The sequence below is a fragment of the Gluconobacter sp. Dm-44 genome, assembly GCF_018256175.1.
GTDB classification, from domain to species: domain Bacteria; phylum Pseudomonadota; class Alphaproteobacteria; order Acetobacterales; family Acetobacteraceae; genus Gluconobacter; species Gluconobacter cadivus.
Map to the genome: position 1 here is coordinate 80,383 of NZ_JAERLZ010000008.1, position 22,431 is coordinate 102,813.

The window sequence follows — 22,431 nt, forward strand, 5'->3', positions numbered from 1 at the left end:
GGCCATGACGGCTCGCAAGATTGGCGCACCGCTTGGCCACCAGCAGGTCGAGCGGGGAAAGACATACCGCGACACCCGCCCGTTCTGGACAAAGGCTAAAGAAGAGCTTCGCTCTCCTCTGGCCGGATGGCTTGGGTTCGTGGCGGTCGGTCTGGGCTGGTTCGTGCCTGCGATTGACGGCGCGCTGATCCTCGCGGCGCCTGCCGTGGCAGCCTGGGTAGTGCTGCGACCCGAGCGTCTTCCGCTCCATATGCCGCGTTACAGCGGGCTGAAGGATGCGAACGATCTCAATCCCAAAGATCGCAAACCCCGCCAGGCCAACGGCATTCTTTATCTCGGCACCGAGGCGCGCACCCGTCGCCAGCTCTGGATGTCCTCGGACGCGGCCCGTCAGCACGCGGCCATTCCGGGCACCACCGGGTCCGGCAAGACCACGGCCATTGTTTCCCTGATAACGAATGCCCTGGCGCATGGCTCGGGTTGCATCCTGGTGGACGCCAAGGGTGACAACACCGTCTATGGCGATGTGCTGGCACTCGCACGGCGGTTCGGGCTCGATGACCAGGTGCTAGCGCTGAACTTCCTTGCCGCCTCCGGCACGCGGGATTCCAACACCTTCAATCCGTTTGCCACTGGAAACGCGGATGCCATACGCGAAATGCTGGTCAGCCAGCTTGGCGAGCAGTCGGCCAATGATTCCAACGGCGTCTTCCGTGACCGTGCTGTCGGCCTCATCGGCACAGTAGTCCCGGCTCTCGTCTGGATGCGCGACACCCACGGTATTCCCATCAATATCGACGCGATCCGATACGCCACCGACCTCCGCTGGATCGGCACCCTTGCGCGGCACAAGGTCTTCCTCATCCGCAATCCCGGATCCAATCAGGCTATCGAACGCAGGGTCAAAGACATTCCGGACGATGTGCTCTGGCCGCTTCAGGCGTATCTCGGCGAACTGCCCGGCTATGATTCCTCTCTGGAATGGAACGCGCAGAAGGAAAACAAGCCGTCCGAGCAGCACGGCTATGCCAAGATGTATTTCTCGCGCGTCTTCACCCAGCTTGGCGTCAGTCTCGGGCATATCTTCAGCGCCGAGACTGCCGACATCATCATGCGCGATGTGGTGCTGAACCGCCGTATTCTGATCGTCATTCTGCCGTCTTTGGAGAACTCCTCGGACAGTCTGGCGGGCCTGGGCAAGATTGTCGTGGCCTCGCTGCGCGGCGTCATGGCCCAGCTTCTCGGGGCGAAGCTGCACGGCTCTGCCAGCGAAGTGTTCAAGCTGAAGGCCGGTGCCGGCGATGCGCCGTTTCAGATCTTCTTCGATGAGCTGGCCGCCTATGTGACGGACGGCATGGATCGGATGCTCGCCATGGGCCGTGGCCTGAACTGCATGTTCTGGATCTCGTTTCAGGATCTGCCCGGCCTGACGGCCCGGATTGGCGAAAAGGCCTTCTCCCTTCTCGGCAACGCGAACCTGACCCATGCGCTGCGGCTTCAGGATGCCATGAAGACGCGTGAATGGCTGGAACAGCAGGCCGACAAGGTCGAAGTCACACAGGCAACCCGCGTGGAGCACGATGGATACGGATATTACAACGGCTCAGGCGCTGAGGTCCGCGAGGTCTCCCGTCTGCCGTGGAACGATCTGCAAAGCCTGATCGAGGGTGAGGCCGTCACGATGTTCGGCGGCCGGGTCATTCATTCCAAGACCTTCTTTGCCGACATCAATGGACGCTCAGGAGAAGTGCGCCGCGCCCGTCCGGTCATGCTGCCCTCTCCCAAGTCCGGACATGGTGTGGATCCGGATGCCGAGACCTGGGGCATCGTCGAAACGCTGGAAAACGGCGACTTCCAGATCGAGACGGCCAGCTCGGCCTTCCCGCCTTCGGTCAAAGCCCTGATTGGCAGGATTGCAAACGAAAACCAGCGGAACAGTTTTGCCCTCATGGGCGATATCAGTACAACCCTGACAGATCTTTCAGACTACCTGCGGGCCACCACGGCTCACGGTCATGGAGAAGGCAACACGCCGTTCGCGGGGATGCTGGCCTGGGGTCGGTTCCAGCGCGACGACAACAAAGATGAAAGCCTTGTGCCTGCTCAGCCCATGGATGGGGCGTTTCTGGGACAGGTCGAGCAACTGGAGCGTCTTGTGGGTAGTCGGACCGGGCGGACGCCTCGTCGGCGTGCTGTACTTGTTCTGGCGACACGCGATCAGCTTCATGCACTCCCGGCCAACACGGATGGCGCCAAAGGGGCCAGCGAAAGAGAAATCTTGGCGGCATTCAGGACGCTTGGAGAAAGACTTCAAGCGTAAGCTGTTCTTCTCGGTGCGACAGTGGCAGAGAGCCTTCATGAGAGTTCGTTTTGTAACCTGCCTGATAGTCCTGGCAGCAGCATCGTCAGCCCATGCTGATCCTGCATCATGCAGCCACCTTTTTGCGGGAGGGAAACCTCCCGCAGTGCTTTCTGAAACCCAACGCGGTGGCACGGTTCTGTTATGTAACAACGACTATGCGGTTCTGGCCTCTGAAGACACAAAGGGCCCTTTATGGTCGGCTGAAGATCTCACTGAAGAGCAGATCGAAACAGCACGCAAAACAGCGCGCAAAGGCACCTTTAGCGTAGATAGTCGCCTCCCAGGGTCGATGCAGGCGACCCTTTCTGACTACCGGCGCTCTGGTTACGATCGGGGTCACATGACCCCCAGTGGCGATGAGCCGGACGCGACATCGCAGGATCAGTCATTTCTCCTGTCCAACATCGTCCCCCAAACCGCCGCGTTGAACCGAGGGGCATGGGAGGGTGTCGAAAGCGCCGTGCGAGGATGGGCCGATCAAGAAGGCGAGGTTTTTGTCGTCACAGGGCCCGGGTATAATCCTGACCAGATCCAAAAAACGGTTGGTCCCGGAAAAATCCCGGTTCCCGCGATCACCTGGAAAGCGATCTATGATCCAGCAGGTTCAGGAACAGGGGCCTATATTTGCCTCAATACCGCACACCCTGTCTGTAAAATCACATCGGTGTCGACGCTCACACAACTGGTCAACATTGACCCTTTCCCTGCACTTCCTGCCAGTCTTAAAGAGCAGGTCGCTTCAATGCCACCGATCCGCCAGAGCCCTTATGCTCTGAGCCATCGTGCAGGAAATGAAAAACTGCAAGCAAGCTGGAAAAGCGCAGTAGTACAAAAGGCCATAAAGGCTCTCCTGCACTCCCTCACGACGAATAGGTAATTCGGGCGACCTAGATGCCCCCCACTGAGAACTGCGTCGTGACCGCCTGCGCAAGAGCGATCCGGTTCTTGCGCAGGGTTTGTTCGGCCTCAGAGGGAGCCGCCCCTCTCTGAGCCAGAAGGGCTTCAATCTGCTCGTCAATGACTTTCAGCCTCGGGGCAGCCATTTTTGCCACAGTGATCGCCTGCACGCGGTTGGCCACCTCGCGCCCATAGTCCCGGCCATCCTGCGCCATTTCCTCCTGCATCTTGCCGAGACGGATCAGCTCCTGAACGTGCTTTTCCCGTTCCTCCTGCGACGTGAATGGCAGATCCATGCCAAGCGCCTTATAGGGCTTATTGGACATACCCTTGGCCACATGATTCCACAGATCGTCGCTGGTGATCTCCGTCGTATCACCGAGCGCGCGCCCGTTGCGCACGGCCTCAAACGTCGCGCCGTCTGAGATCATGGTCCAGGTCGTGCCCTTGGCCCGGCTCTCTGCCACGTAGGACGTAAACCCGGTTGCCGTTGCCACGCCTCGCGGAAGGGCGTTGATATGTTCGTCTGAGGTGAGGCCCTGGGCGGCATCAATGGTCATGGCATGGCCGAAGCCAAGAAGGATCCGGCCGGTCTTATGGTCCTTCAGCCGACGCCACTCAACATCTGCCTCCCGCCCGTCCTTCATCCGGACTTTCAGGCCATCCTTGCCGTGCGAGACTACCTCCACGACATCGCCATTGTTGCCAACGGTGGTCCCTTTTCCATCGACCGCCCCCCAGGTGCGCCGAAACAGACGCAACCTGTCGCCGGCAGCGACCTGAAGGTCATAAGTTTCGCCACGCTGATCGACCGCATCCAGCGTCACTTCATCCCGGGAGATCTCGCCACGGTTCTGCAGGATCCTGCGCACAGCGCGGCTGAGGTCGGCCGCGTCCTGGTTGGTCAGGGCTGACATACTGATCCCGCGCTTTGAGCCGGACGCAGCCAAGGCGTCGCGGCGCGTGACATAAAGCTCGGCTATCTTTTGCAGAACCTCGTCCTGATCGCCGCCGACCAGACGGATGGTTCCGTCCTCGCGCTTCATGTCGATAGCGCGGCGGACTTCCTCAAAGTGAAAGGCGTTGCGCGGATCGTCCGCATTTTCCTGATCCTGGTTGGCGTAGGCGGCCTTCCCTTTAGGCCGAAGCGCGTCCAGTGCATCCGCATCTGGTGTCTCGCCACGGAATAGTCCGGCAATCTCACGATTGCGGGCGGTCGTCTGCCGGACCGTGGACAGCAGCTCCGGCATGTCTTCCTTGGCCAGAACCCTGCGCAGGATCTCGACGGTGTCACCGGCCTCAATGGATTGCGCCTGCTCCCGATCACCCAAGGCCTTGATGGTGCAGCCGCTCGCGCGTTGCAGCTCCAGAAGCTGAAGCATCTGGCGCGGTGCGACCTGGCCGACCTCGTCAATGACCAGAACCGTATTCTCGTCCACAGTCTGCTCGCCTTTCTCAAGGCGGCTGAGGAAGGGCATCATGGCGTAGCGCTGATGGATCCCGGCATCGCCAAGCGCATCGGCCTGACGCCAGGCCGTGGCAAGACCGATGACCTCACGGCCCTTTTCCGAGAACCGGGTATCCCGCTTCCAGGCATCCACAAGTGGCTGAAGCAGCGTTGTCTTGCCAGAGCCGGCAACACCCGTGAGCATCGAAATCTTTCCGGCCTTCCCCAGGGCATAGATCGCCGCCTTCTGGGACTGGCCGTGCTCGTTGTCGAAATCGAGGTCGCATCGCGCGATGGCCTCTGTGAGTTGGGCGTCCGACAGAGAGGCACTTCGATCCGCCGAGGCCCGAACGGCCTCCTTGGCAAGGGTCTCCTCGACACGGATCTGGGCCGTGTTCGTCACGCGGACCCGGTCATTCTTGACGCACGACACAAGGCTCACCTGTTCGCCCCGAACCTTAAGGCCTTTGCCCTCGATCAGTTTGACCACCTGGTCGATGTCTTCAATGCCCCCGGGGATGCCCGCTCCGATGAGGCCGCGAGCGGCATACATCCTCAGCTTGTCGTGATCGAGAACAGCTGCCGTCTCAAATTCCTTTCCAAGATGCTTGGCCGCGAACGCATAAGCCTGCTCATGTCGGCCCGCGACAGATACCTCCGTGGCCTCAGCCGTGCCCATGACGCTGTGGTGCTCCCAGCCAATCGCAGCGGCCCGCTCACGCCAGGCCTGAACGTCGTCAGCGGATTCATTCTTCTTCTGCCTGTGCGCCAGACTGGCGGCCTTGAGCATCTTGTTTTTCAGCTCGGCCGTCATGGTGTTCCAGTCGTGCCCCTCCTTCTCGGCATACGCCCGCGCCGATCGCGTCACCTCGGCCGTGCGGCTGGAAAAAGCGTCACAGGCCTCCTGCGGAACGGCGGAGATAACAGTCGCCTGCTCCTTGGCGTCGTAGGACTGCTCGATCCCGAGTTTGCGCAGCTCATCCGCCAGTTCCGCCTGGAAGAAGGCTCCGAACTCATGCACGCGGGAGCGCAGGCGCTTGGTGTCCAGCGAACCCACATGACCGCTCTCGGTCACAACCACATTGTAGAGCGAGTTATGGATGTGCATCTGCGGATCGCCCCCGGTCGGGGCCTCACGCAGATAGGTGGTATCGGTCTCGGCATCATGCAGGGTCAGGGTCGGGCGCGACGTGCGGTGACGGTATGACGTCCAGGCGACCTCCCCGGCTTCTTCTCCGTCTTCCCCACCGTGACCACGTCGGGCAAAGCCAAGCTCGCGGGCCACATACTGCATGGTCGCGTCATTGGCCCGTTGCACAGCGTTCCAGATGGCGGCCCCTTCGGCCTGCGTGGGCGCGAACTCGGCAGCCAGCGTAACCGATTTGTGCGGGGCCATGGTCAGATCATAGGCGCTGATCTTTCGCTTCGCCTGAGACCATTGTTCGCCATTGTCAGCGCGCTTGCCCTCGAACAGGGCCGCAAGTGTTTCGGTGGTGGGCATGGCCCGCCGATCCACGCCGAGTACGTCCGCCATCTGCTGGCTCATGCCCGGATTGAACGAGGCCCGGCCATCACGGCCGAGGTAGTAATTCGTGAGGCGCTGACCATCACCGTCAGGCACCTTGCCGGTGTCCGTGCGGAAATCGTGCTCCGGATCCGGTGCCCCTTCGGTGAAATAGGCGGCCACGAACTTGCCGTTACACTCCGCCGAAATCTTGCGGAAGGTCATCATGATGTGCGGCCGTCCTCTGCCTTAGGACGGACTTTGCGGCCTTCCAGCAGATCATTGTTGCGGGCGGTCGTGTGGTCGATACGCCTGATGACCGGCTCCTGATCCTTCATCAGCTCGACCAGGCGCGCAAGAATGTCGTCCAGTGTCGGGCCGTCTCCCTTCTCCGAGGGGGTCAGAAGCTCAATCAGGATACTCAGCTTTTCGCTGATGAACCGGATCTCTTCTCCCTGCTCGTCAGAGCGGGCGAGAAGGATCTGAAGTAGCTCCCGATCCGAAGCATCGGTCTCGGGAGCGCGGTCGGGGGTCTGGGTCTGATCTGTCATGAGGACAAGATAGAAAGCCCTCATGCGACTGAGATCATTTCGTCGCAGCCTTCGCTAGCGCCAAGGCTTTGTTTTCCGAAGCTCGCTGGACCCATTGTGCCAGACGGGTGCTTAGGGAGATGGCCTGATCGAGCTGCTGGAGGCCTTCATCAAGTGTCAGCGGTTCATTGAGGATCGCAATCTCTGCGCGATAGCTCCGCCACAGCGACCCCACCAGCTTTGCCGAACTCACCAAAGCCTGCATGTCGGCCTGATCGCAGTCGAGTAAGATCTCGTCCATGTCGCGCGCCTCAATCACGAGTGGCGTATTCGGCAGGCTTAAAACGACATAGCGGCCCGGTGCCTGAAAGCACGCCTTTAGGTGCTGTTGGTCTTCAAGGTTTTCAGATGGACCTCCTGGGAGCGCGTAGAAACCTGTCTCCCGGATGCGAGGAATAACCTCTTCTGTAATCCAGCGGCGGAAGCGTTTAGCGATCGGTTTCCGGGATACGAAAGAGAGATGATACGCGCCGCTCTCGGTGACACACACGACCTGCTGCGGGCCACCTGCGGTCTGAACTCGAATGAGAGTCTTTTCGTCATCGTCCAGTCGCTTCGCCGCATCGGCAGGCCCTTTGATTTCGAGTGCCCCGCAGATGTCCGCAATCAGAAACCATTGCCGTCCCTGGTAGGAGACAGAACGCAGCGTCGCTCCGGCGAAGATGAACTCAGACGATGTTTCAAGCGGTAGGCCACCTGCCTTCTGTTGCTCGTAGGTTGTCTCTGCTGCCGGTGTCACTGGCGTCTCCTTCGGGTTGGGACAGTGATCATGACAGCGTGGTCTGCGACTGAACCGATCGTCAGAAGCGCGACCAAAGGGTGCGGTTAGTAGCCGCACCCTTTTCCTCTTTTGCCTCTCGGCGGCGAAGCCGTCCGCACCAACGGTGCAATGGTCTATGAAGAAGCTCTTTTCTTTGCCGTACTTACGCCGTGACTTTGCCGTGCCTACGCCGTAGTAACGCCGTGAATACGCCGTGGTTCCGCCGTATCGACGCCGGGCTTGCGCCGTGAAAACGCCGTGTGTATAGCTCCAGACGGCTGTACTGGGCTCTCAGACCACGTCACGCAGAGGCCGTCAGTCCCGCGCTGTGTCCAAAATGGACACACTTCGAGGAGATGCCCGTGACAAATCCACTCCACGACCTGAAGACTTCCCGGAATGGAAAACGGGCACTGCGGGAACGAGCGAGCCCACTCTACAGGTGGCTGCGCACGAACATGGCCGAGGTCTCCGACCTTCGTGAAACCGGGGTCGCAACGTGGAAAGACATTCTCGGCGCTGCGCGTCTCTCGGGCCTGAACGTCGAGGTCAGTCAGCGGATGGCGAACGTCATCAGCAAACAGTGGTACCGTCTTCAGAATGAGGCTCAGGGGCTCCCAGTGGATGCCAAATCAGACACCTCGGCAGTGAGGCCAGAAAGGATTTTGCCTCCGAGCAAGATTGATCCCGACTGGCGTCCGGACGAAATTGAGGCTCACTGGGCCGAACGCGAGGAGCCTGTTTCAGTGAGGCCGAATGAACCGAGCGGCCCCGAAGAAACAACCGGAGAGGGGCTAGTGCCAGCTCATCCGATCCGGGCGACACCTCCCGTCGCGATCGAAGACAACAAGAAAATTCCTCAGCACAGCAGAGACTCATTGAAGCGCCTGCGCGAAAAGATCCGTGCTCGCAAAGAAGAGAAGTACCGCCTGACGCCAGACTGATTTTCTCAGCCATCAGCATCTCAGTCGCAGATCAAGCGGTCATCATGGCTTTCGAAAGAGGAAGACCAGTCCGTCTCATCGGGAGGCGGATCACCTCAACAGGAGCCTGACTGTGACCAAGGACGCTGACGTCAAAGCCACCCCGTCTGCACCGGCCCCCAAGGCGGCCACCAAAAAGAAGCCTGTCATCTTCACCATTATCGGTCGTCAGCGGGTTGGAAAAACGACCCTGCTTAATGCTCTCGCGCAGACCGTTCATGACCAGGGCGGAACACCGGAGATCTGGAATACCGATCTTCTGAACCGCTCACACTCAATCTCGAATTTCCATGACGCGGATAGTCCGGCCGCAGGCGATACGAAGCGCCAGAGGAAATGGCTGGAGGAGAAGATCCAATCACTCATGGAAAGCCGTCATGATGCCATTCTCGACATAGGCGGCGGATGGACAGCCCTGCACGAGCTGATCAACACGGAATCCCTGAGCCGCGCGCTCGACATGATGGGGATTACGCTCTCGGTCGTCTTTCTGATCGGACATGAGCGGGCTGATCTGGACTATCTGGAAGATCTCCAGAAAAAGAAGAAGTTCTCTCCCCGCAATTCTGCGATCATCATCAATGAAGGCCTCATCCCTCCTTCACTGGACCAGGACGACGTTGTGGATGTCGTTTCCCACCACCCAGCCGTCGAAGAAGCAATGGAGAATGGCGCGGACATCTTCATGTATCCTGCTGCCGAGCCAATGAAGGACGTGTGCGACCGGGGAATGACATTCTCGGCCTATGCCGCAGGCGAGCAGAAGGAGGGCTTTCCGACCAGCTCCATTTTTGATCGACTGGCCATGGACCGCTGGTATCGTCGTGATTTTCCCGCTTTTCTTCAGGAACTCGGTGCCAGCCGTCTGCCGAATATGCCTAAGGGACTCCCTGTTCCGGCCGAAAGTGACGTGTAATGTCTGACGGCCTTACCCAGAGGATTTCCGACTGTCAGGCCAGATTTGAAAGCTCACTGGATGCGCTCCGTGAGCAGACGCATCGTTGGACGCTCCGGCCACGTTCACCTGAGGCCAAGGTTCTGGATGGCCTCATGATCCTGATGGAGATGAACAATCTTCATCAGGCCCTCCTTATTAAGGATCGTGAACACTCAGAGGCCGCGCATAGAGCGCTGTTTCAAGAGGCCGAGACACGAATGGAGCAGTGTGTTGCCAAATGCGAGAGCCTGCTGGATCAATGCACACGCTCGGCAACAGAGGAGGTTATTGAGGTCAGGCGGGCTCTTCATGAAGGCGTGGCAGCCTCTCGCCAGCTCCAGAAGATCGACGAAAAGACCGTCAAGGCAAAGGTCGCGGAAGTCCTTGGAACCGTCAAAGGCGAAATCGCCGAAAGCATGAAAGCGCAGATCGTGATGGCGGGCACTCGTGTTCGACGGGACGAAATCAGCAAGCGGGCCGGATGGTTCGCCACCATGATCGTAGGCGGAACCGTGTTTGGAATTATCCTCGATCACCTGATTTAGGTGTGTCCAAAACGGACACACCAACCCCGCCAACATCGCATGGACCGGGAAACACCCTCAAAGTCGCAGACCATGGGCCGATACTGGCGCTCTCAACAATGGAGTGTTCAATGCCGCCCCCTCTTAAACCACAGGTCCTGATGACAGGTCTGGCCTTCTCGGTCGGACTTGGCCTCAGCGGTTCGTGCCAGGCGCAGTCGATTGAGGTGCCTAACGGCCTCCCGGAAGTCCCGCATGTTGTCTATCCGGAAGTCGGCCTCCCGAACTTCACAGTGCCAGCCGGAACCGTTCAGCAAATCGGCGGAGACGGCAAGGTCATCCAGACCACCCAGCCAGTCTCGACCGGGTCAGACTCACTGCAAACGCTTTATAGCCGAGCATGGGGCTATCAGGCCGCTGACAATGCGTCTTCCCTCGGTGTGAACCCTGCTGCCTTGGCCGCAACCTGTCAGGTCGAGTCAGGCTGCCAGAATGTCTATACGGCCACCGGGTCCGGACACACCATTACGGGCGCATTTCAGATGTCAAACGGCACGTACTCAGAAGAAATGAGCAAAGCGCTCGCCGCCAGCCCGGGACTGGCCAGCACCATCACCTCGGGGACTGCCGGACAGCAGGACCCGGCCACACAGGCAGTCGCGGCCGCACAATATCTTAAAGACGCCGCCCTTTCTCTCCAGAAAGCTGGTGTCAGTAATCCGACCGCCGTTGACACCCGCGGGTATTATAATTTCGGCCCGACAACCGGGAACGCCCTTGCCCAGGCAAGCTCAAGCGACCTCATGTCCGACTACATCTCCAGCAGCAAGATGAGCAGCAACGGCGTTACAAGCGGAATGACTGTAGGAGAGTGGAGGCAGTCCGTTGCGGATAAAATGGGGACCGGTGCCACGAGCCCTGTCCTTTCATCGTAATGTGATAGAGAGAGAGACAATGAACAGACAAATCCTCTTAGCGGTCGCTGGTTTCGCCTCTGTCCTTGGGACAGCACATGCCGCAAACGTCACTCCCGTAAAGCCGATCAACCATCATGTCTGTATGGCATTGGATGCGCCCGATGACGTCATGATGGACACGCACCATCCCATCTCTTTCATGTCAGCCCCTGATCCATCAGCTACCGTCATTTCCGACGCTTCGGTGGTCATGGCTATTGACACCGTCGAGCCACAGAAAAATGGCTACGCTCTCGCGATGACCTACACGCTCCAGCCTGCATGGATCAGCACGAAGTGGCTGAAGCCGTACTCGGTTGTTCACCCAGGAGTGACATGCACGCCGTATGTGATGAGCAACGGAAAGCTCGGCTTCGACTTCAAGCACCACCAGCACTGACGAAGGCGAGTTTGTTATCTAAAGGCAGCCTCCGGGCTGCCTTTTTTGTATTCCCTGAGCCTGGACGTGGAGACACCGGAAGCCGCCACGTCGCGGGCAATGTCACCCGGCTTTGCGGATCTCGGCGAGAATGGGATCGGCCTTTCTCTGCCGGGGACAGGGATGGGCCACATGGGCCGCTTCCAGATCCAGTAACCACAAAGACAGATCAGCCGGGAGAGAGGACGTGCCCTCCAGGCAGCGCCGGAACTGGTTGCGGTGCATGTCGCATTTTTCGGCGGCCTGACGCTCGGACCACCCGATCCGGAACAGGGCAAGAGACAGGCGCGGCCCGGTCAGGTGCTTCGGGCGACTATCGAGAGGGGAAAGACTCTTTGTCATAAGAGCATCCTGCCGCCTCGTTCTGCGACTGAACGCGAAACATCGCGCCTCAAAAACACGCCTCCAGATAGGCCGCAAAGCCCGGAAAACCTTGCCATTCCGGTGAAAAACCGCTACTTTCTTCTTATGAGTTCAGCCAAGACCCTTTTCGCGCCGACGCCTTTTTCCGCCCTTTCGGATGAAGAGCACACGCGCCGCCAGGACGCGGTCGAGTGGGCCCTCGCGGCCCAGAGACGGCAGGGCTACACGCATGATCCCCTTATCGAGGCTGCGTGCCAGTCGTTCGTCGCCGGACAGATCGACCTTGCTGAACTGGGGCGGAGACTGAACCCCGCCCTCTAACGCGTCGATGCCTCCCGCCCACGGCTACACCTACCCGAACGTCTCTTTCGTCTGCCCGAACACCCGGCCCCGGCTGATCGCCCCCTGTTTTCCTAGACCCATCCTGCCCGTGCGGCGAGCACACTGACGGCGACGAGAGTGGAATGACGGTGGCGTTTTCCTGAGCCCATCCTGCCACCAGCCAAGACGGGCGACGGGACAGGCCGTCAAGCCCGGAGCGTCCCGAGCAAGGGGGCAGGCTTGCGCCTGATGCGGGGTCGCGCAGTGGCTTTACGGACTGGCACGGCGACTGTCAGACTGAACGCTGGATGCGAGGCCGCCGTCGTGGAACGTGCCTCCCCGGACGGTCCGCAGGACTGGCCAGGGAGGTTGAGGAGCCGTCTCACGAACAGATCACCCACACCAGGACCGTCCGTCATCGGAAAAGAATGCGGGTGAACCGTTACCCGGACGGGCCGAGACGCAGGGTCCAGACGCCCGACCAAGGGCGGCTGGACCCTGTGGCTCGGTGGAGCTTGGCGACGCAGGAGCCTAGCGGAATAGGGTGAACGACCCCGTCAGGGCCGCCCCGAACCCTTTTTCTGCTTCTGGTTCGGGAAATTGACTCTGAATAATGTTTTCAGTCGCAAACTGTTCTCACATGACTTCTTCGACGCCATAAAACCGAACTGCGCCCGGAACGAGCCAGTGTTTAGCGTCCGGAGATCGAGACGATGCCTAACTTTCCCACCGTATGGCCTTATTTTACAGCCCTTTTCGTGGTTCAGATTCTATTCAAGACTGCCGTCTCGGCGACGCAAGACGGTTCTGAAATCGGTTATGGCGCAACTTCCCTCGTTCACTCACTGACAAGAGCCGTCTTCGACACGGCCATGGGATGGGTGAGACGCAGCACGCGCTGTGGTCTCTTTCTCGCTGTCCCTTTGACGGCGCTGCTTGGAGCGGCGCTAATGGGCCATGAAAAGGAAGGCATGACCTGCCTTGAGGCTGCGTTTATCTCCGGCATGACTGGATGGTTTCTGGATCTGCTATCGAACGCGATTGAGGATTACTGAAACGGGCACGCTCCTGGCGCAGCCCCCTGTGGGGGGCGAGCATTGGGGGCAAAACACTTCGCGCCGACGAGGCGCGTCCGCCTTCCTGGAAAAAACGACGGGAGAATGAAAAGGGCGAACGGGAGAAGAGGCCGAGGGCAGAGCCGAGGCCGTCAGCGCGGCCCGGGTGAGTGGCCGGACCTGCTGGCCCGGCCTGTGGGGGTTAGAGAACAGCCCCCCACTGTGCGGCGCGGACGTTCTCTGTGAGGCTGCGGGCGTTGTCCTTGACGTAAGGCTTCCAGTCTTCCCCGATCAGTTCGCGGTAGGCGTCACATGCGCCCTGAGCCATGACGGCGAGCGCGTAAGCCTTGGGGGCCTGCTGTGCAGCGAAACGGACGGCCCGATCTACGCGGTTTTCCCCGCCGTCGATGCCTTGGCGGTCTTCGTCGCGGCTTTCGTTGCTGAAAGAGTTTTGTTCGTCGCGGGCAATCTGGCGCTTGTTCTCATAGAAGTTAGCGGCACCATAGGCAGAGCGGACCAGACCGTCCACGATGCGGCCAAGGTGCATTTCCATGGCCTTGAAATTGCGCTCGCCCCGGAAGTCGGTGACGACAAGCACATCCTCAAGAAGCGTGTACTGGTCGCGGATCATGCTGAGACCGGCCCCCATCAGCTCGTCATAGTCGCCAGCCTCAAAACCGAAATGCTGAACGATAGCGGCGATCTTGTCATCGTTGGGGGCAAGGCGCATGACGTCTGCCAGCGTGGGAGCGGCAATAGCCTTGGTGCGCTCGCGGGCTTCGTTGAAACGGCGGACGGCGGCGGGGCTGGCCTTGTTTGCAGCCTTGCGGTTCTGGGCCTTCGGTGCGATTGTGGTTGCTGCGTCGGACATGAAACTCACCTTTTCTAGTCTAGCGAAGTCCCGTTCGGTGCTCGTAACACCGTTCGGGGCGCTTTGTCTTGAGGGCCAATCCCTCTCGACAAGTAAAAGATAGCCTTTTTGGCCTTTTTCTGCAAGAAAAAAACACAGAAAACCGCCATAAAACGCACTTTATTTTTGCATGACAAGTAAAAATATTACTTGGTTACTTCATGAATACCTGTCGTTTTCCTAGACCCATCCTGCCCGTGCGGCGAGCACATTGACGGCGACGAGAGTGGAACGACGGTGGCGTTTTCCTGAGCCCATCCTGCCACCGGCCAAGACGGGCGACGGGACAGGCCGTCAAGCCCGGAGCGTCCTGAGCAAGGGGGGCAGGTTTGCGGCTGATGCGGGGTCGCGTGCGGCCCTGCAGCAGACGCGGGCCTGACACCTGCCGCCGAGGGTCGCGCAGTGGCTTTACGGACTGGCACGGCGCCTGTCAGACTGAACGCTGGATGCGAGGCCGCCGTCGTGGAACGTGCCTCCCCGGACGGTCCGCAGGACTGGCCGGGGAGGTTGAGGAGCCGTCTCACGAACAGATCCCCCAGACCAGGACCGTCCGTCATCGGAAAAGAACGCGGGCAAGCCGTTACCCGAAAGGGCCGAGACCCGAGGGCCAGACGCCCGGTTGAGGGCGGCTGGACGTCGGGGCTCGGTGGAGCTTGGCGACGCAGGAGCCTAGCGGAATAGAGCGCGCGAACCCTTCAGGGCCGCCCCGATCCTTCTTTACGTCTGCCCTTCAAACCACCCACGGGTCAGTATCGAAGAGATGGAAAAGACCGGCCTTTCCCTCCCGGCTCTCCTTCTTCGTCTTCCTTTTCAGAATCTTCCGCTCCTGGCGAGCCTTGCGCCTTTTCTTCTCATCAGCCTTCCAGCAGTCCCGCAGGACAGCACGCAGTTCGGGACACTGTGCGCTGATCTGTCCATAAGCCTGACGCCGGAACCGGGCCACGCCGCCGAAACGGTCGATACCTGTCAGCAGGGTACTCCTGCCGATCCCCGGATAGAAGATCACGCCGAGACCATCCTGCGCGGCGGGTGTTGAGGGCAGCCGGAGGAAAAGGGTGGCAAAGCCATCTGAGGTCTGAACCCATCCGGGCGCTGGCCCTGCCAGTTGCCGCAATGGCATCAGGTCAAAGTCCGGACAGTTCTCAGCTATGGCCGCCGAGAGAGGCTGAGACCTGTGCCAGAAATTAGCGCTACAGCCCGCCCAGTCTCTCGAAGGATCCGTTGGAAACAGGATCGAGAAAACGGTGATGAGGTCTGCTTCATACACGAGCTGAGTAAGCGTCCGAAGATCGCACGATTGACGGCAGCATTTGCCTCATGTCGGACGTAAGTTGAGCTATTTGAGATTACGGAGGCGATACGCGAAAGCGCGCGAGTCTGACTGGGTCAGAATGCCAGATTTCTTTCGGAAGACGAATACTTGGATCACTACCTCATCAAGCGAATACGTTATTCGTGACAGATCCTCCGCGAGGAGAAAGATAGTATCAACGTTCGATAGAGGAGGCAGTCTTATTGATCCGAATTCGGAACAAAACTACCATACTGTATAACGCCGACTTCAGGAAAGTATGACGATGCCCCAGTTCCGTATGCTATGCCATTTTCTCGCTTTGGGGGCCTGTTCTGCATTTCTGACTGCAGCAGCACCACCACCCTTTCTGACGACGTACATCCATAATGGTAACTTCGAAGCTGGTGATTACGCATTTATCCGCGGGGCCTTTGCCGGGGCATCGGCACAACAGCTCGCCAACTGGAAAGCCCTTCAGGCTTACGGCACATTATGTATGAAAGAGGCTGCTCATTCGGAAAACGAAGAGCTGAAAAAACTCGGCATTAATGCTCAGGTTGATGAAGAAAGCGGTTATCAGGATCATCTGTGCACTCAGATTGCGTTTGCGTCCGATGTGCCCGCAGATTTCAAAACCTGGGATGCTTTTCACGATGCATTGGCTCGCAGTCAACCTTACTTCCAGACTTATAAATCAGCCGTAAATATGGCCGTCCGAAGCTTGAACAGCGATGCCAATAAAGACACGTTCGAGGAGCAACTTACCCTTCACACTGTGCCGGACCAGATGTGGCGGTTTGTCATGATGGGCGCCACACTAAACGACGTATCAGGCCTTGATGCAGCAACCCGATCTGCTTTGCGAATGCAGAGCATTCTCGAGGGAGTTAATGTTGATTGGGTCAACAGTCATTGGGCGCGGCACATTCTGGAAACGCAGGGATGGTCTCCTGCGATCAAAGCTGGCCGAAAGCCGGCAATGCTCATGTGGTTGTTGGTCCAGCACGCCGATGAGGATCCGGCCTTTCAAGTCATGGCACTTCAAAAACTCGAACCTCTGGCGAAGACGGGGCAGTTTTCGAAGCAGAACTATGCTCTCTTGTCTGATCGCGTAATGCTCGCGACGACAGGAAAACAACACTATGGATCGCAACTGTCCTGTCATGATCATCAGCTAGCTCCTTATTCGATGGACAAGGGTGGTGATAACTCGACAACACTCGATGCCAGACGATCAGAAATGAACCTTCCACCCGAAGCAGCTTACATTGAACACTTTCGGAAGAGTTTCCCTCAGGGCTGCTAAGTTAAATTGAAATCACGCTATATCCTGAAACCTAAATGATAGGGATAATATCTTTAATGAACGTGACATTACTGCCGTTCTTTTTCGAGAGATATGGGAGATAAATTACAGCGTGACAGGCGTCATAAGGAATTAATAGACGAAAAATTGTATAATTATTAAGTATTAACCTTAGAGCCTGACCGAAAATGAATTGAGTGATTTCAGACACTTATGGGGAGATGATTTTCAGTGTGAAGACCACATAGGTATTTTGTTCGCTCAATCATGAGCTATGGTCATGAAGTCGGGGGTAAGCCGTCCCAGGCCTGACGGCTTTCAATTCAAACGACGCCCAGTTTTCCGCCAAAAACCATTCAAAACGCCTTTTTGAGTCAGACTCTTAAATATAACTAATTGTGGTCAAAAAAATCATTCGTTGGCGTTTTGTGGGAACGGGAGCAGTTCGCTGAGACGTGCGGCTGGATGTCTGTCAATCATGCGTGTCAGCACATCGCGCAGCCAGGCAAATGGCTCGATCCCATTGAGCTTGGCTGTCTCGATCAGTGACGCCACGATGGCCCATCGGTTGGCGCCGCCTTCGCTACCCGCGAACAAAGCATTCTTACGGCCGAGCGTGACGGGTCGAATGGCCCGCTCCACCGGATTGGTGTCGAGATCTATGCGCCCGTCCCCGACAAAGCGCGCGAGATCATCCCAGCGGTTCAACGCATAGCGGATCGCTTCTGCCATTCTGGAGCGAGAGGGCAGCAAAGCCAGTTTTTGTCGGAGCCAGAGTTCCAGCGCCTCAACACGCGGTCGACTGTGCTCATCCCGAAGCGTTTTGCGTTGATCAGGCGGCAGCCCCCGAAGGGATGCCTCAATCTCATACAGAGACCGGATCTGCATCAAAGCCTCGGTGGCCATGGGCCGGGGTGAGCAAAACCGTCGCAGGTTCTCCGGGGCTGGCCTGTGTGACCGGCCATGTAAAGATTCCCTGATCGAGGCGTTTGGCATACAGGCACATGCCGTTGCCATCGTGATACAACAGTTTGATCAGTCCAGCCTTTCGGCCGCGAAACACAAACACATGCCCGCTGAACGGATCGGCCCGCAGCGTCTCCTGTACCAGCACCGACAACCCGTCGATCCCCTTGCGCAGATCGGTGTAGCCCAGGGCCACATGGACCCGGATATGAGGTGGCAGGCTGATCATCGGGGTGTCGCCAGAACATCCAGAATGGCCCGCAGCGAAGCGAGTTCTATCTGCACAGGGACGCGCAGGAAAGTACCGTTGGGCAAGCCGATCTGTATGTCTTGTCCAGAAGAAAGAGGCGCTATGGCGTGCACGTCGCGCAGTGGTGGGGGCATCGAAGCTGTCGGTAAAGACGCTGTCGCGTCGGAAGTCAGTTGCACGGTCGCGAAAAGGGGTGGTGGATCTGGAAGTGTTGCGGGCTGATGTGGGCCTGGGATCGGCTCGGCCAGTTCCTTGAGCCAGCGATAGAGCATGCTGGGAGCGAGGTTATGCGCCTTTGCATATTTCCACGTGGACATACCGGATTGCGCAGGTTCCACACAACATCCTGTCGCTCAGCCTTGCTCCATTTACGGCGCCGAAACTGACGATCCGATAGCAATTGAGCCATGATGACAGGGCGGTCACCTCCAAGGGACGATGAAGAGACGTCTCTCCAGTGTCTCTTGGAGGTGACCGCAGGCATTGGCTGTTTTTCTAAGGGTGCATCCTGCGCATCTACTTGCTGCGTCATTCGGGCCACCCCGCGCCGGAAACTTCGCGGTGCCAAGCCGTGCTCTCTGCAATAAGCCGCGCGGGTCAGGCCGGACATCTGCCATGCATCGTGATGCTGTTGCCAATAATCCCAGCCAAAACCCGCCACGCTGCTCTCCTCTGCGCTGAATTCCAAGAAGACAGCACAGCCCATCGGACAATGTCAGCGTGTCACTCTCGGACGCTTACCGAGCTGACCGCCCTGCCATTTGGCAAAGCCCGGATCATCGCAGCTGTCGAAATACTCCATGCCCCGGATACTGACGTCCGGATAGTCGTCGGACAGCCCGTCTCCGTGACGGAGGAAAGACGTACCAATCCCGTTTTCGAGGGTCATCACCAGTGTGGTGTCGGTCTCCCACGCCATCTGGCCTGGTGCACAGGTCCGGTAGGCGCGCTCTCCGGCGATCTGGCGCAGACGGTCCTGCGGGCCGGTGAGCGTGAAGACTGTTGTGACGGGAGTAGCCACGGAAAGCATCCTTTTCTCTTTTCAGATGCTTTCCCTCAGACGCAGACGGCTGGACGGGACAATGGCGCGCCCTCCAGGGTGCGGGCCGCGTGCGGCCGAACCATTGTGGCGGCCAGACGGCCTGTGGCCCGTCTTCCCTGTCTCTTATTTTTCTATTTACAAGGTAAGCGTCCAAGAATTGCACAATGAACGGCTGCTTACGCCTTCAAATCAGACATTAATGTGCAGCCGCGGGCTTCTCCGAAGCTGACATGGCTCAAAGCTTGCACGAATTGGTAACCGTCAATCCCAGGGCATTTCAGTCCTTTGAGCCTAAAATGACGGGGGCCTGTGCCGCTAGTGGCCTAAAGGCACAGAGCCAGACGTGCTTGTCATTCGATCAACCCGCCAACCAACAATATCAAACTGGCAGACCTTGGTTATGATCGAAGGACAATCGGTGGAGGAGGTCAATTCGAGTTCATTGGACGCATGCATCATCGCCGAAGTCTGGGCGGACATGCTTCAGTTCATTGTCAGCGTGGGCTCTGCATCAGCGCCTCCTTGACGCTTAAATATAGTGCAGATCTGAACGCCTCGTCCTGGCTGTGAAGCTTGTAGAGTTCCAACTCCTCTTTCCGGCGTTTTAGCATGACTTCTTTCATAATTTTTTCAAATGCCAAGTTACGGCTGTAGGGATCAGAATTTTCATCAAATTTCTTTTCGAAATCGGGGTGGGCCTGAACACTTTCAACGATATTCAGAAACTTGATCCGTTGCTCTTCCGGGGTGGCGCTCCAGCCTTGGAACCAACGTTCGTTGAAGCTGCGGATGATCTCTTCCAACGGGTCTTCCTGCACCTCTCCTTCGCGATAACCGCGGGGGGTGGGGTTCTGTGGATCTAGCTCTGCTTCTGAAGTGTCCAGGCCGATGGTCTGGTTTAGTTTTGTCCGCTCTAGCCCATATGATGAAAGGTCAACGGCCTCGAGAAGATCATCCAACGCATCCTGATTCGGGTCCTTAATGTTTAACTTTGGGACCAGGAACTTCAGAAACCAGAAGAGCTTCTCCCAAGCCTCCACTTCGAATGGCATGATTGCAGCCATCTGTCCGTAGATCTTCACGAACTGCTTCGCTTTGATCTTGAAGTCGATCTTCTCCTGGTCTTCCAGTTCCAGGCCGGTGTTGAAACGTTCGGCAGCCACGTCAATCAGGGGGCTGAGTTTTTCGGAATCTTCGCCGTCAAAGAACCTTTTGCAGAATTCCTCCACCTCTAACCATTCGTAGACACCGACATCATCCAAAGATGCTTTCAGCACGTGTAAGACGTTCACGTCCGTCGCCTCGGATAGGGTCGTCACCGTGAAGAACGGGTCGAAGGCAGCCTTGATGTCCTCGGTCGAGTTGAAGAAGTCGAGAACAAACAAATCCTCGGTCCGTTTGCCAAGCTTGGGGGAGGACCGATTCAAACGGGACAGGGCTTGGACTGCTAGAACCGACTGCAGCTTTTTGTCGACATACATCGCACAGAGCTTCGGCTGGTCGAAACCGGTGAGATACTTGTTTGCGACGATCAGCAGGCGGAATTCATCCTTATCGAACTCACTGCGGGTCTTGTCCTCAGGTACACCATTCATCTCGCTTTCGGTGTACTTGACCCCATCAACCTCCTTCTCGCCCGAGAAGGCGATTAACGCCTTGAACGGGGTGCCGCGTTTGGCAAGCTCTGCCTGTACGGCCTTGTAGTAGCGGATCGCTACCTCGATATTTTGGGTCACGATCATCCCTTTGCCTTTGCCGCGCAATTTCTTGGGGTTGACCACCTTGTCGATGAAATTCTCGACCATGATCTCGGCCTTGGTATTAATCGTCTGCTGGCTCCGCTCGACATAGGCGCGCAGCTTCTTCTGCGCCTTGGATGTGTCGAACAGGGGATTGTCCTCAATGGACTTCTGGATCTCGTAATAGCCCTTGTAGGTCGTGTAATTCGCCAACACGTCGAGGATGAAGCCCTCCTCGATGGCCTGCTTCATGCTGTACAGGTGGAACGGGCGGAAGCGGCCGTCCGGCTGCTGCTCACCGAACTTTTCCAGGGTGATCGGCTTCGGCGTTGCGGTGAAGGCAAAGTAGGACGCATTGCCGCGCATCTTGCGGGCCTGCATGACCGCCACAATCTTGTCCTGCGCGTCATCTTCATCTGGGTCGCCGCCCATTGCCTGATTCATCTTGTCGCTGGCGATGCCGCTCTGGCCGCTGTGCGCCTCGTCGATGATCACTGCGAAACGCTTGTCGCCCAAATCCTCTATGCCGTCGATGATGAAGGGGAACTTCTGGATGGTCGTGATGATGATCTTCTTGCCGTTCTCCAACGCTGCCTTCAGATCCGACGATTTCAGCGCCGGGGCCACGATATTCTTGACCTCGGAGAAATCCTTGATGTTGTCGCGCAGCTGCTTGTCCAGCAGGCGGCGGTCGGTCACGACGATCACACTGTCGAACAGCGGGGCGTCCAGCGCCCTGGCGCCCGGCAGGTCTAGCTTCGCCGGATGGGTCTCGATCAGCTGGTAGGCGGCCCAGGTGATGCTGTTGGATTTTCCTGATCCGGCAGAGTGCTGGATCAGGTATTTATGCCCTACGCCCGTCTGAGCGGCGTGGGACAGCAGCTTTCGGACCACATTCAGCTGGTGATAGCGGGGGAAGATCAGCGTCTTCTTCGCCAGCGGGTCGGTCTTCTTGCCCTCCAGCAAGACGAAATGCTGGATGATCCCGGCAAGGCTCTCCGGTTGCAGAACCTCTTCCCACAGGTAGGCCGTCTTGTGGCCCATCGGGTTCGGCGGGTTGCCCGCGCCCTCGTTGTGCCCCTTATTGAACGGCAGGAAGGAGGTCGAGGCTCCCGCCAGCTTCGTCGCCATCCACACCTCGTCGGTGTCGGCGGTCATGTGGACCAGCACGCGGCCAAAGCGCAGCAGGGTCTGGTTTGCATCACGCTCACGGTATTGCTTCTGGCCGTGGTAGCGGGCGGTCTGGTGGGTCCAGGCGTTCTTCAGCTCCAGCGTCACCAGCGGCAGCCCGTTCAAAAACACCACCATGTCCACCGATTCATTCGGGTTGGCGGTGCTGTGATGGACCTGCCGCGTCACGCTCCAGATATTGGCGGCGAAGTTGTTGTGGACCTTTTGCGCCGAACTGGCCAGCGGAGCGGGATACATCAGGTGGAAATGCGCATTGTCGACGGGCAGGCCCTTTTTCAGGACGTGCAGCAGGCCCTTGGACTTGATCAGCTTGTCGAGCTGGCCGGTGACCTTGGCCTGCCAGTCGGCGGGGTTGTGCTGCTTGAGCTTGTCGAGGTCTTTGGATTGGGTGGCTTGGAGGAACTCCCAGAACTTCGCACGGTCGAGCGCGAGGGGCGCGTCGAAATCAGCGGGCTGGCCGATGCGGAAAGGGCCAGAGGCGATGGCCCCGGCGGCCAGCTCTTCGGAGCACGCGCCGCAAAGCCGTCTCTCGATGGCCTGTTCGAGGGCGATTTCCTTGGTGTTGCTGACCGCGACATTCATGGTGTTGCTTTCA

Annotated in this window: 21 protein-coding genes and 2 pseudogenes; 10 read left to right on the forward strand and 13 right to left on the reverse strand. The window is 58.3% G+C overall.

Annotated features, from left to right (window positions below):
* Positions 1-4: 4 nt before the first annotated feature.
* Positions 5-2,320: a type IV secretory system conjugative DNA transfer family protein gene (locus JK213_RS10600; RefSeq protein WP_211571446.1), complete on the forward strand. Its 2,316-nt coding sequence runs from the start codon at positions 5-7 to the stop codon at positions 2,318-2,320.
* Positions 2,298-3,239, forward strand: a complete 942-nt coding sequence (locus JK213_RS10605; protein WP_249200536.1) for a DNA/RNA non-specific endonuclease — start codon at positions 2,298-2,300, stop codon at positions 3,237-3,239. Before JK213_RS10600 ends, JK213_RS10605 begins: the two co-directional genes overlap by 23 nt.
* 10 nt (positions 3,240-3,249) lie before the next feature.
* Here JK213_RS10605 and mobF read toward each other — a convergent pair whose 3' ends face one another.
* Genes mobF through JK213_RS10620 form a run of 3 tightly spaced genes read right to left on the reverse strand, consistent with a single transcriptional unit; the run spans position 3,250 to position 7,539 of the window.
* Positions 3,250-6,438 carry a MobF family relaxase gene (gene mobF / locus JK213_RS10610; protein WP_249200538.1) on the reverse strand — a complete coding sequence of 1,063 codons (3,189 nt, stop codon included), beginning with the start codon at positions 6,436-6,438 and terminating at the stop codon, positions 3,250-3,252.
* Positions 6,435-6,785 carry a hypothetical protein gene (locus JK213_RS10615; protein WP_211571447.1) on the reverse strand — a complete coding sequence of 117 codons (351 nt, stop codon included), beginning with the start codon at positions 6,783-6,785 and terminating at the stop codon, positions 6,435-6,437. Before JK213_RS10615 ends, mobF begins: the two co-directional genes overlap by 4 nt.
* A 10-nt stretch (positions 6,786-6,795) precedes the next feature.
* On the reverse strand, positions 6,796-7,539 hold the full coding sequence (locus JK213_RS10620) for a Bro-N domain-containing protein (protein ID WP_211571448.1): 744 nt from the start codon (positions 7,537-7,539) through the stop codon (positions 6,796-6,798).
* Between the two features lie 377 nt (positions 7,540-7,916).
* On the opposite strand from JK213_RS10620, the gene JK213_RS10625 reads away from it, so the two are divergent.
* From JK213_RS10625 to JK213_RS10645, 5 genes are all read left to right on the forward strand, one after another.
* Complete coding sequence (locus JK213_RS10625; protein WP_249200539.1) at positions 7,917-8,504, forward strand: hypothetical protein; 588 nt, start codon at positions 7,917-7,919, stop codon at positions 8,502-8,504.
* 112 nt (positions 8,505-8,616) lie between these two features.
* Positions 8,617-9,459 (forward strand): FAD-binding oxidoreductase, encoded by an 843-nt coding sequence (locus tag JK213_RS10630; protein ID WP_211571450.1) that lies wholly within the window; start codon positions 8,617-8,619, stop codon positions 9,457-9,459.
* Positions 9,459-10,025 carry a hypothetical protein gene (locus JK213_RS10635; RefSeq protein ID WP_211571451.1) on the forward strand — a complete coding sequence of 189 codons (567 nt, stop codon included), beginning with the start codon at positions 9,459-9,461 and terminating at the stop codon, positions 10,023-10,025. The genes JK213_RS10630 and JK213_RS10635 overlap by 1 nt, the downstream gene beginning before the upstream one ends.
* A 140-nt stretch (positions 10,026-10,165) precedes the next feature.
* A complete protein-coding gene (locus tag JK213_RS10640) occupies positions 10,166-10,939 on the forward strand; it encodes a hypothetical protein (protein ID WP_249200583.1) in 774 nt (257 codons plus the stop codon).
* A gap of 19 nt (positions 10,940-10,958) precedes the next feature.
* Positions 10,959-11,360 (forward strand): hypothetical protein, encoded by a 402-nt coding sequence (locus JK213_RS10645; protein WP_211571453.1) that lies wholly within the window; start codon positions 10,959-10,961, stop codon positions 11,358-11,360.
* Between the two features lie 102 nt (positions 11,361-11,462).
* Here JK213_RS10645 and JK213_RS15885 read toward each other — a convergent pair whose 3' ends face one another.
* Positions 11,463-11,741, reverse strand: coding sequence for a hypothetical protein (locus tag JK213_RS15885; protein WP_225198652.1), 279 nt, complete (start codon positions 11,739-11,741; stop codon positions 11,463-11,465).
* Between the two features lie 102 nt (positions 11,742-11,843).
* Here JK213_RS15885 and JK213_RS15890 point away from each other — a divergent pair, with 102 nt between their 5' ends.
* Positions 11,844-12,083: a hypothetical protein gene (locus tag JK213_RS15890; protein WP_349291797.1), complete on the forward strand. Its 240-nt coding sequence runs from the start codon at positions 11,844-11,846 to the stop codon at positions 12,081-12,083.
* Between the two features lie 206 nt (positions 12,084-12,289).
* On the opposite strand, the gene JK213_RS10655 is transcribed toward JK213_RS15890, so the two are convergent.
* Positions 12,290-12,502 (reverse strand): hypothetical protein, encoded by a 213-nt coding sequence (locus JK213_RS10655; protein ID WP_211571455.1) that lies wholly within the window; start codon positions 12,500-12,502, stop codon positions 12,290-12,292.
* 294 nt (positions 12,503-12,796) lie between these two features.
* Between JK213_RS10655 and JK213_RS10660 the strand changes: the two genes are divergently transcribed.
* Entirely contained in the window at positions 12,797-13,138 is a 342-nt protein-coding gene (locus tag JK213_RS10660) for a hypothetical protein (RefSeq protein ID WP_211571456.1), read from the forward strand.
* Positions 13,139-13,340: 202 nt separating this feature from the next.
* Here JK213_RS10660 and JK213_RS10665 read toward each other — a convergent pair whose 3' ends face one another.
* Together JK213_RS10665 and JK213_RS10670 are read right to left on the reverse strand one after the other, a co-directional pair.
* A complete protein-coding gene (locus tag JK213_RS10665) occupies positions 13,341-14,009 on the reverse strand; it encodes a hypothetical protein (protein ID WP_211570726.1) in 669 nt (222 codons plus the stop codon).
* A 769-nt stretch (positions 14,010-14,778) separates the two neighbouring features.
* Positions 14,779-15,168 (reverse strand): hypothetical protein, encoded by a 390-nt coding sequence (locus JK213_RS10670; RefSeq protein ID WP_249200541.1) that lies wholly within the window; start codon positions 15,166-15,168, stop codon positions 14,779-14,781.
* Between the two features lie 457 nt (positions 15,169-15,625).
* On the opposite strand from JK213_RS10670, the gene JK213_RS10675 reads away from it, so the two are divergent.
* On the forward strand, positions 15,626-16,648 hold the full coding sequence (locus JK213_RS10675) for a DUF6624 domain-containing protein (protein WP_211571457.1): 1,023 nt from the start codon (positions 15,626-15,628) through the stop codon (positions 16,646-16,648).
* A 411-nt stretch (positions 16,649-17,059) separates the two neighbouring features.
* Here JK213_RS10675 and JK213_RS10680 read toward each other — a convergent pair.
* From JK213_RS10680 to JK213_RS10700, 6 genes and pseudogenes are all read right to left on the reverse strand, one after another.
* Positions 17,060-17,557, reverse strand: a pseudogene (locus JK213_RS10680) (transposase); the annotation flags it as partial.
* Positions 17,514-17,843 (reverse strand): IS66 family insertion sequence element accessory protein TnpB, encoded by a 330-nt coding sequence (gene tnpB, locus JK213_RS10685; RefSeq protein WP_211571458.1) that lies wholly within the window; start codon positions 17,841-17,843, stop codon positions 17,514-17,516. The gene tnpB and the pseudogene JK213_RS10680, both read right to left, overlap by 44 nt.
* Positions 17,840-18,181 (reverse strand): hypothetical protein, encoded by a 342-nt coding sequence (locus JK213_RS15895; protein WP_249200543.1) that lies wholly within the window; start codon positions 18,179-18,181, stop codon positions 17,840-17,842. Before JK213_RS15895 ends, tnpB begins: the two co-directional genes overlap by 4 nt.
* A gap of 254 nt (positions 18,182-18,435) precedes the next feature.
* Positions 18,436-18,570, reverse strand: a pseudogene (tnpA, locus tag JK213_RS16170) (IS66 family insertion sequence element accessory protein TnpA); the annotation flags it as partial.
* A gap of 9 nt (positions 18,571-18,579) precedes the next feature.
* Positions 18,580-18,885: a hypothetical protein gene (locus JK213_RS10695; RefSeq protein ID WP_249200544.1), complete on the reverse strand. Its 306-nt coding sequence runs from the start codon at positions 18,883-18,885 to the stop codon at positions 18,580-18,582.
* A 515-nt stretch (positions 18,886-19,400) separates the two neighbouring features.
* The gene (locus JK213_RS10700) at positions 19,401-22,418 is read right to left on the reverse strand and encodes a type I restriction endonuclease subunit R (RefSeq protein ID WP_249200546.1); all 3,018 of its coding nucleotides are present in this window, start codon (positions 22,416-22,418) and stop codon (positions 19,401-19,403) included.
* Positions 22,419-22,431 lie beyond the last annotated feature (13 nt).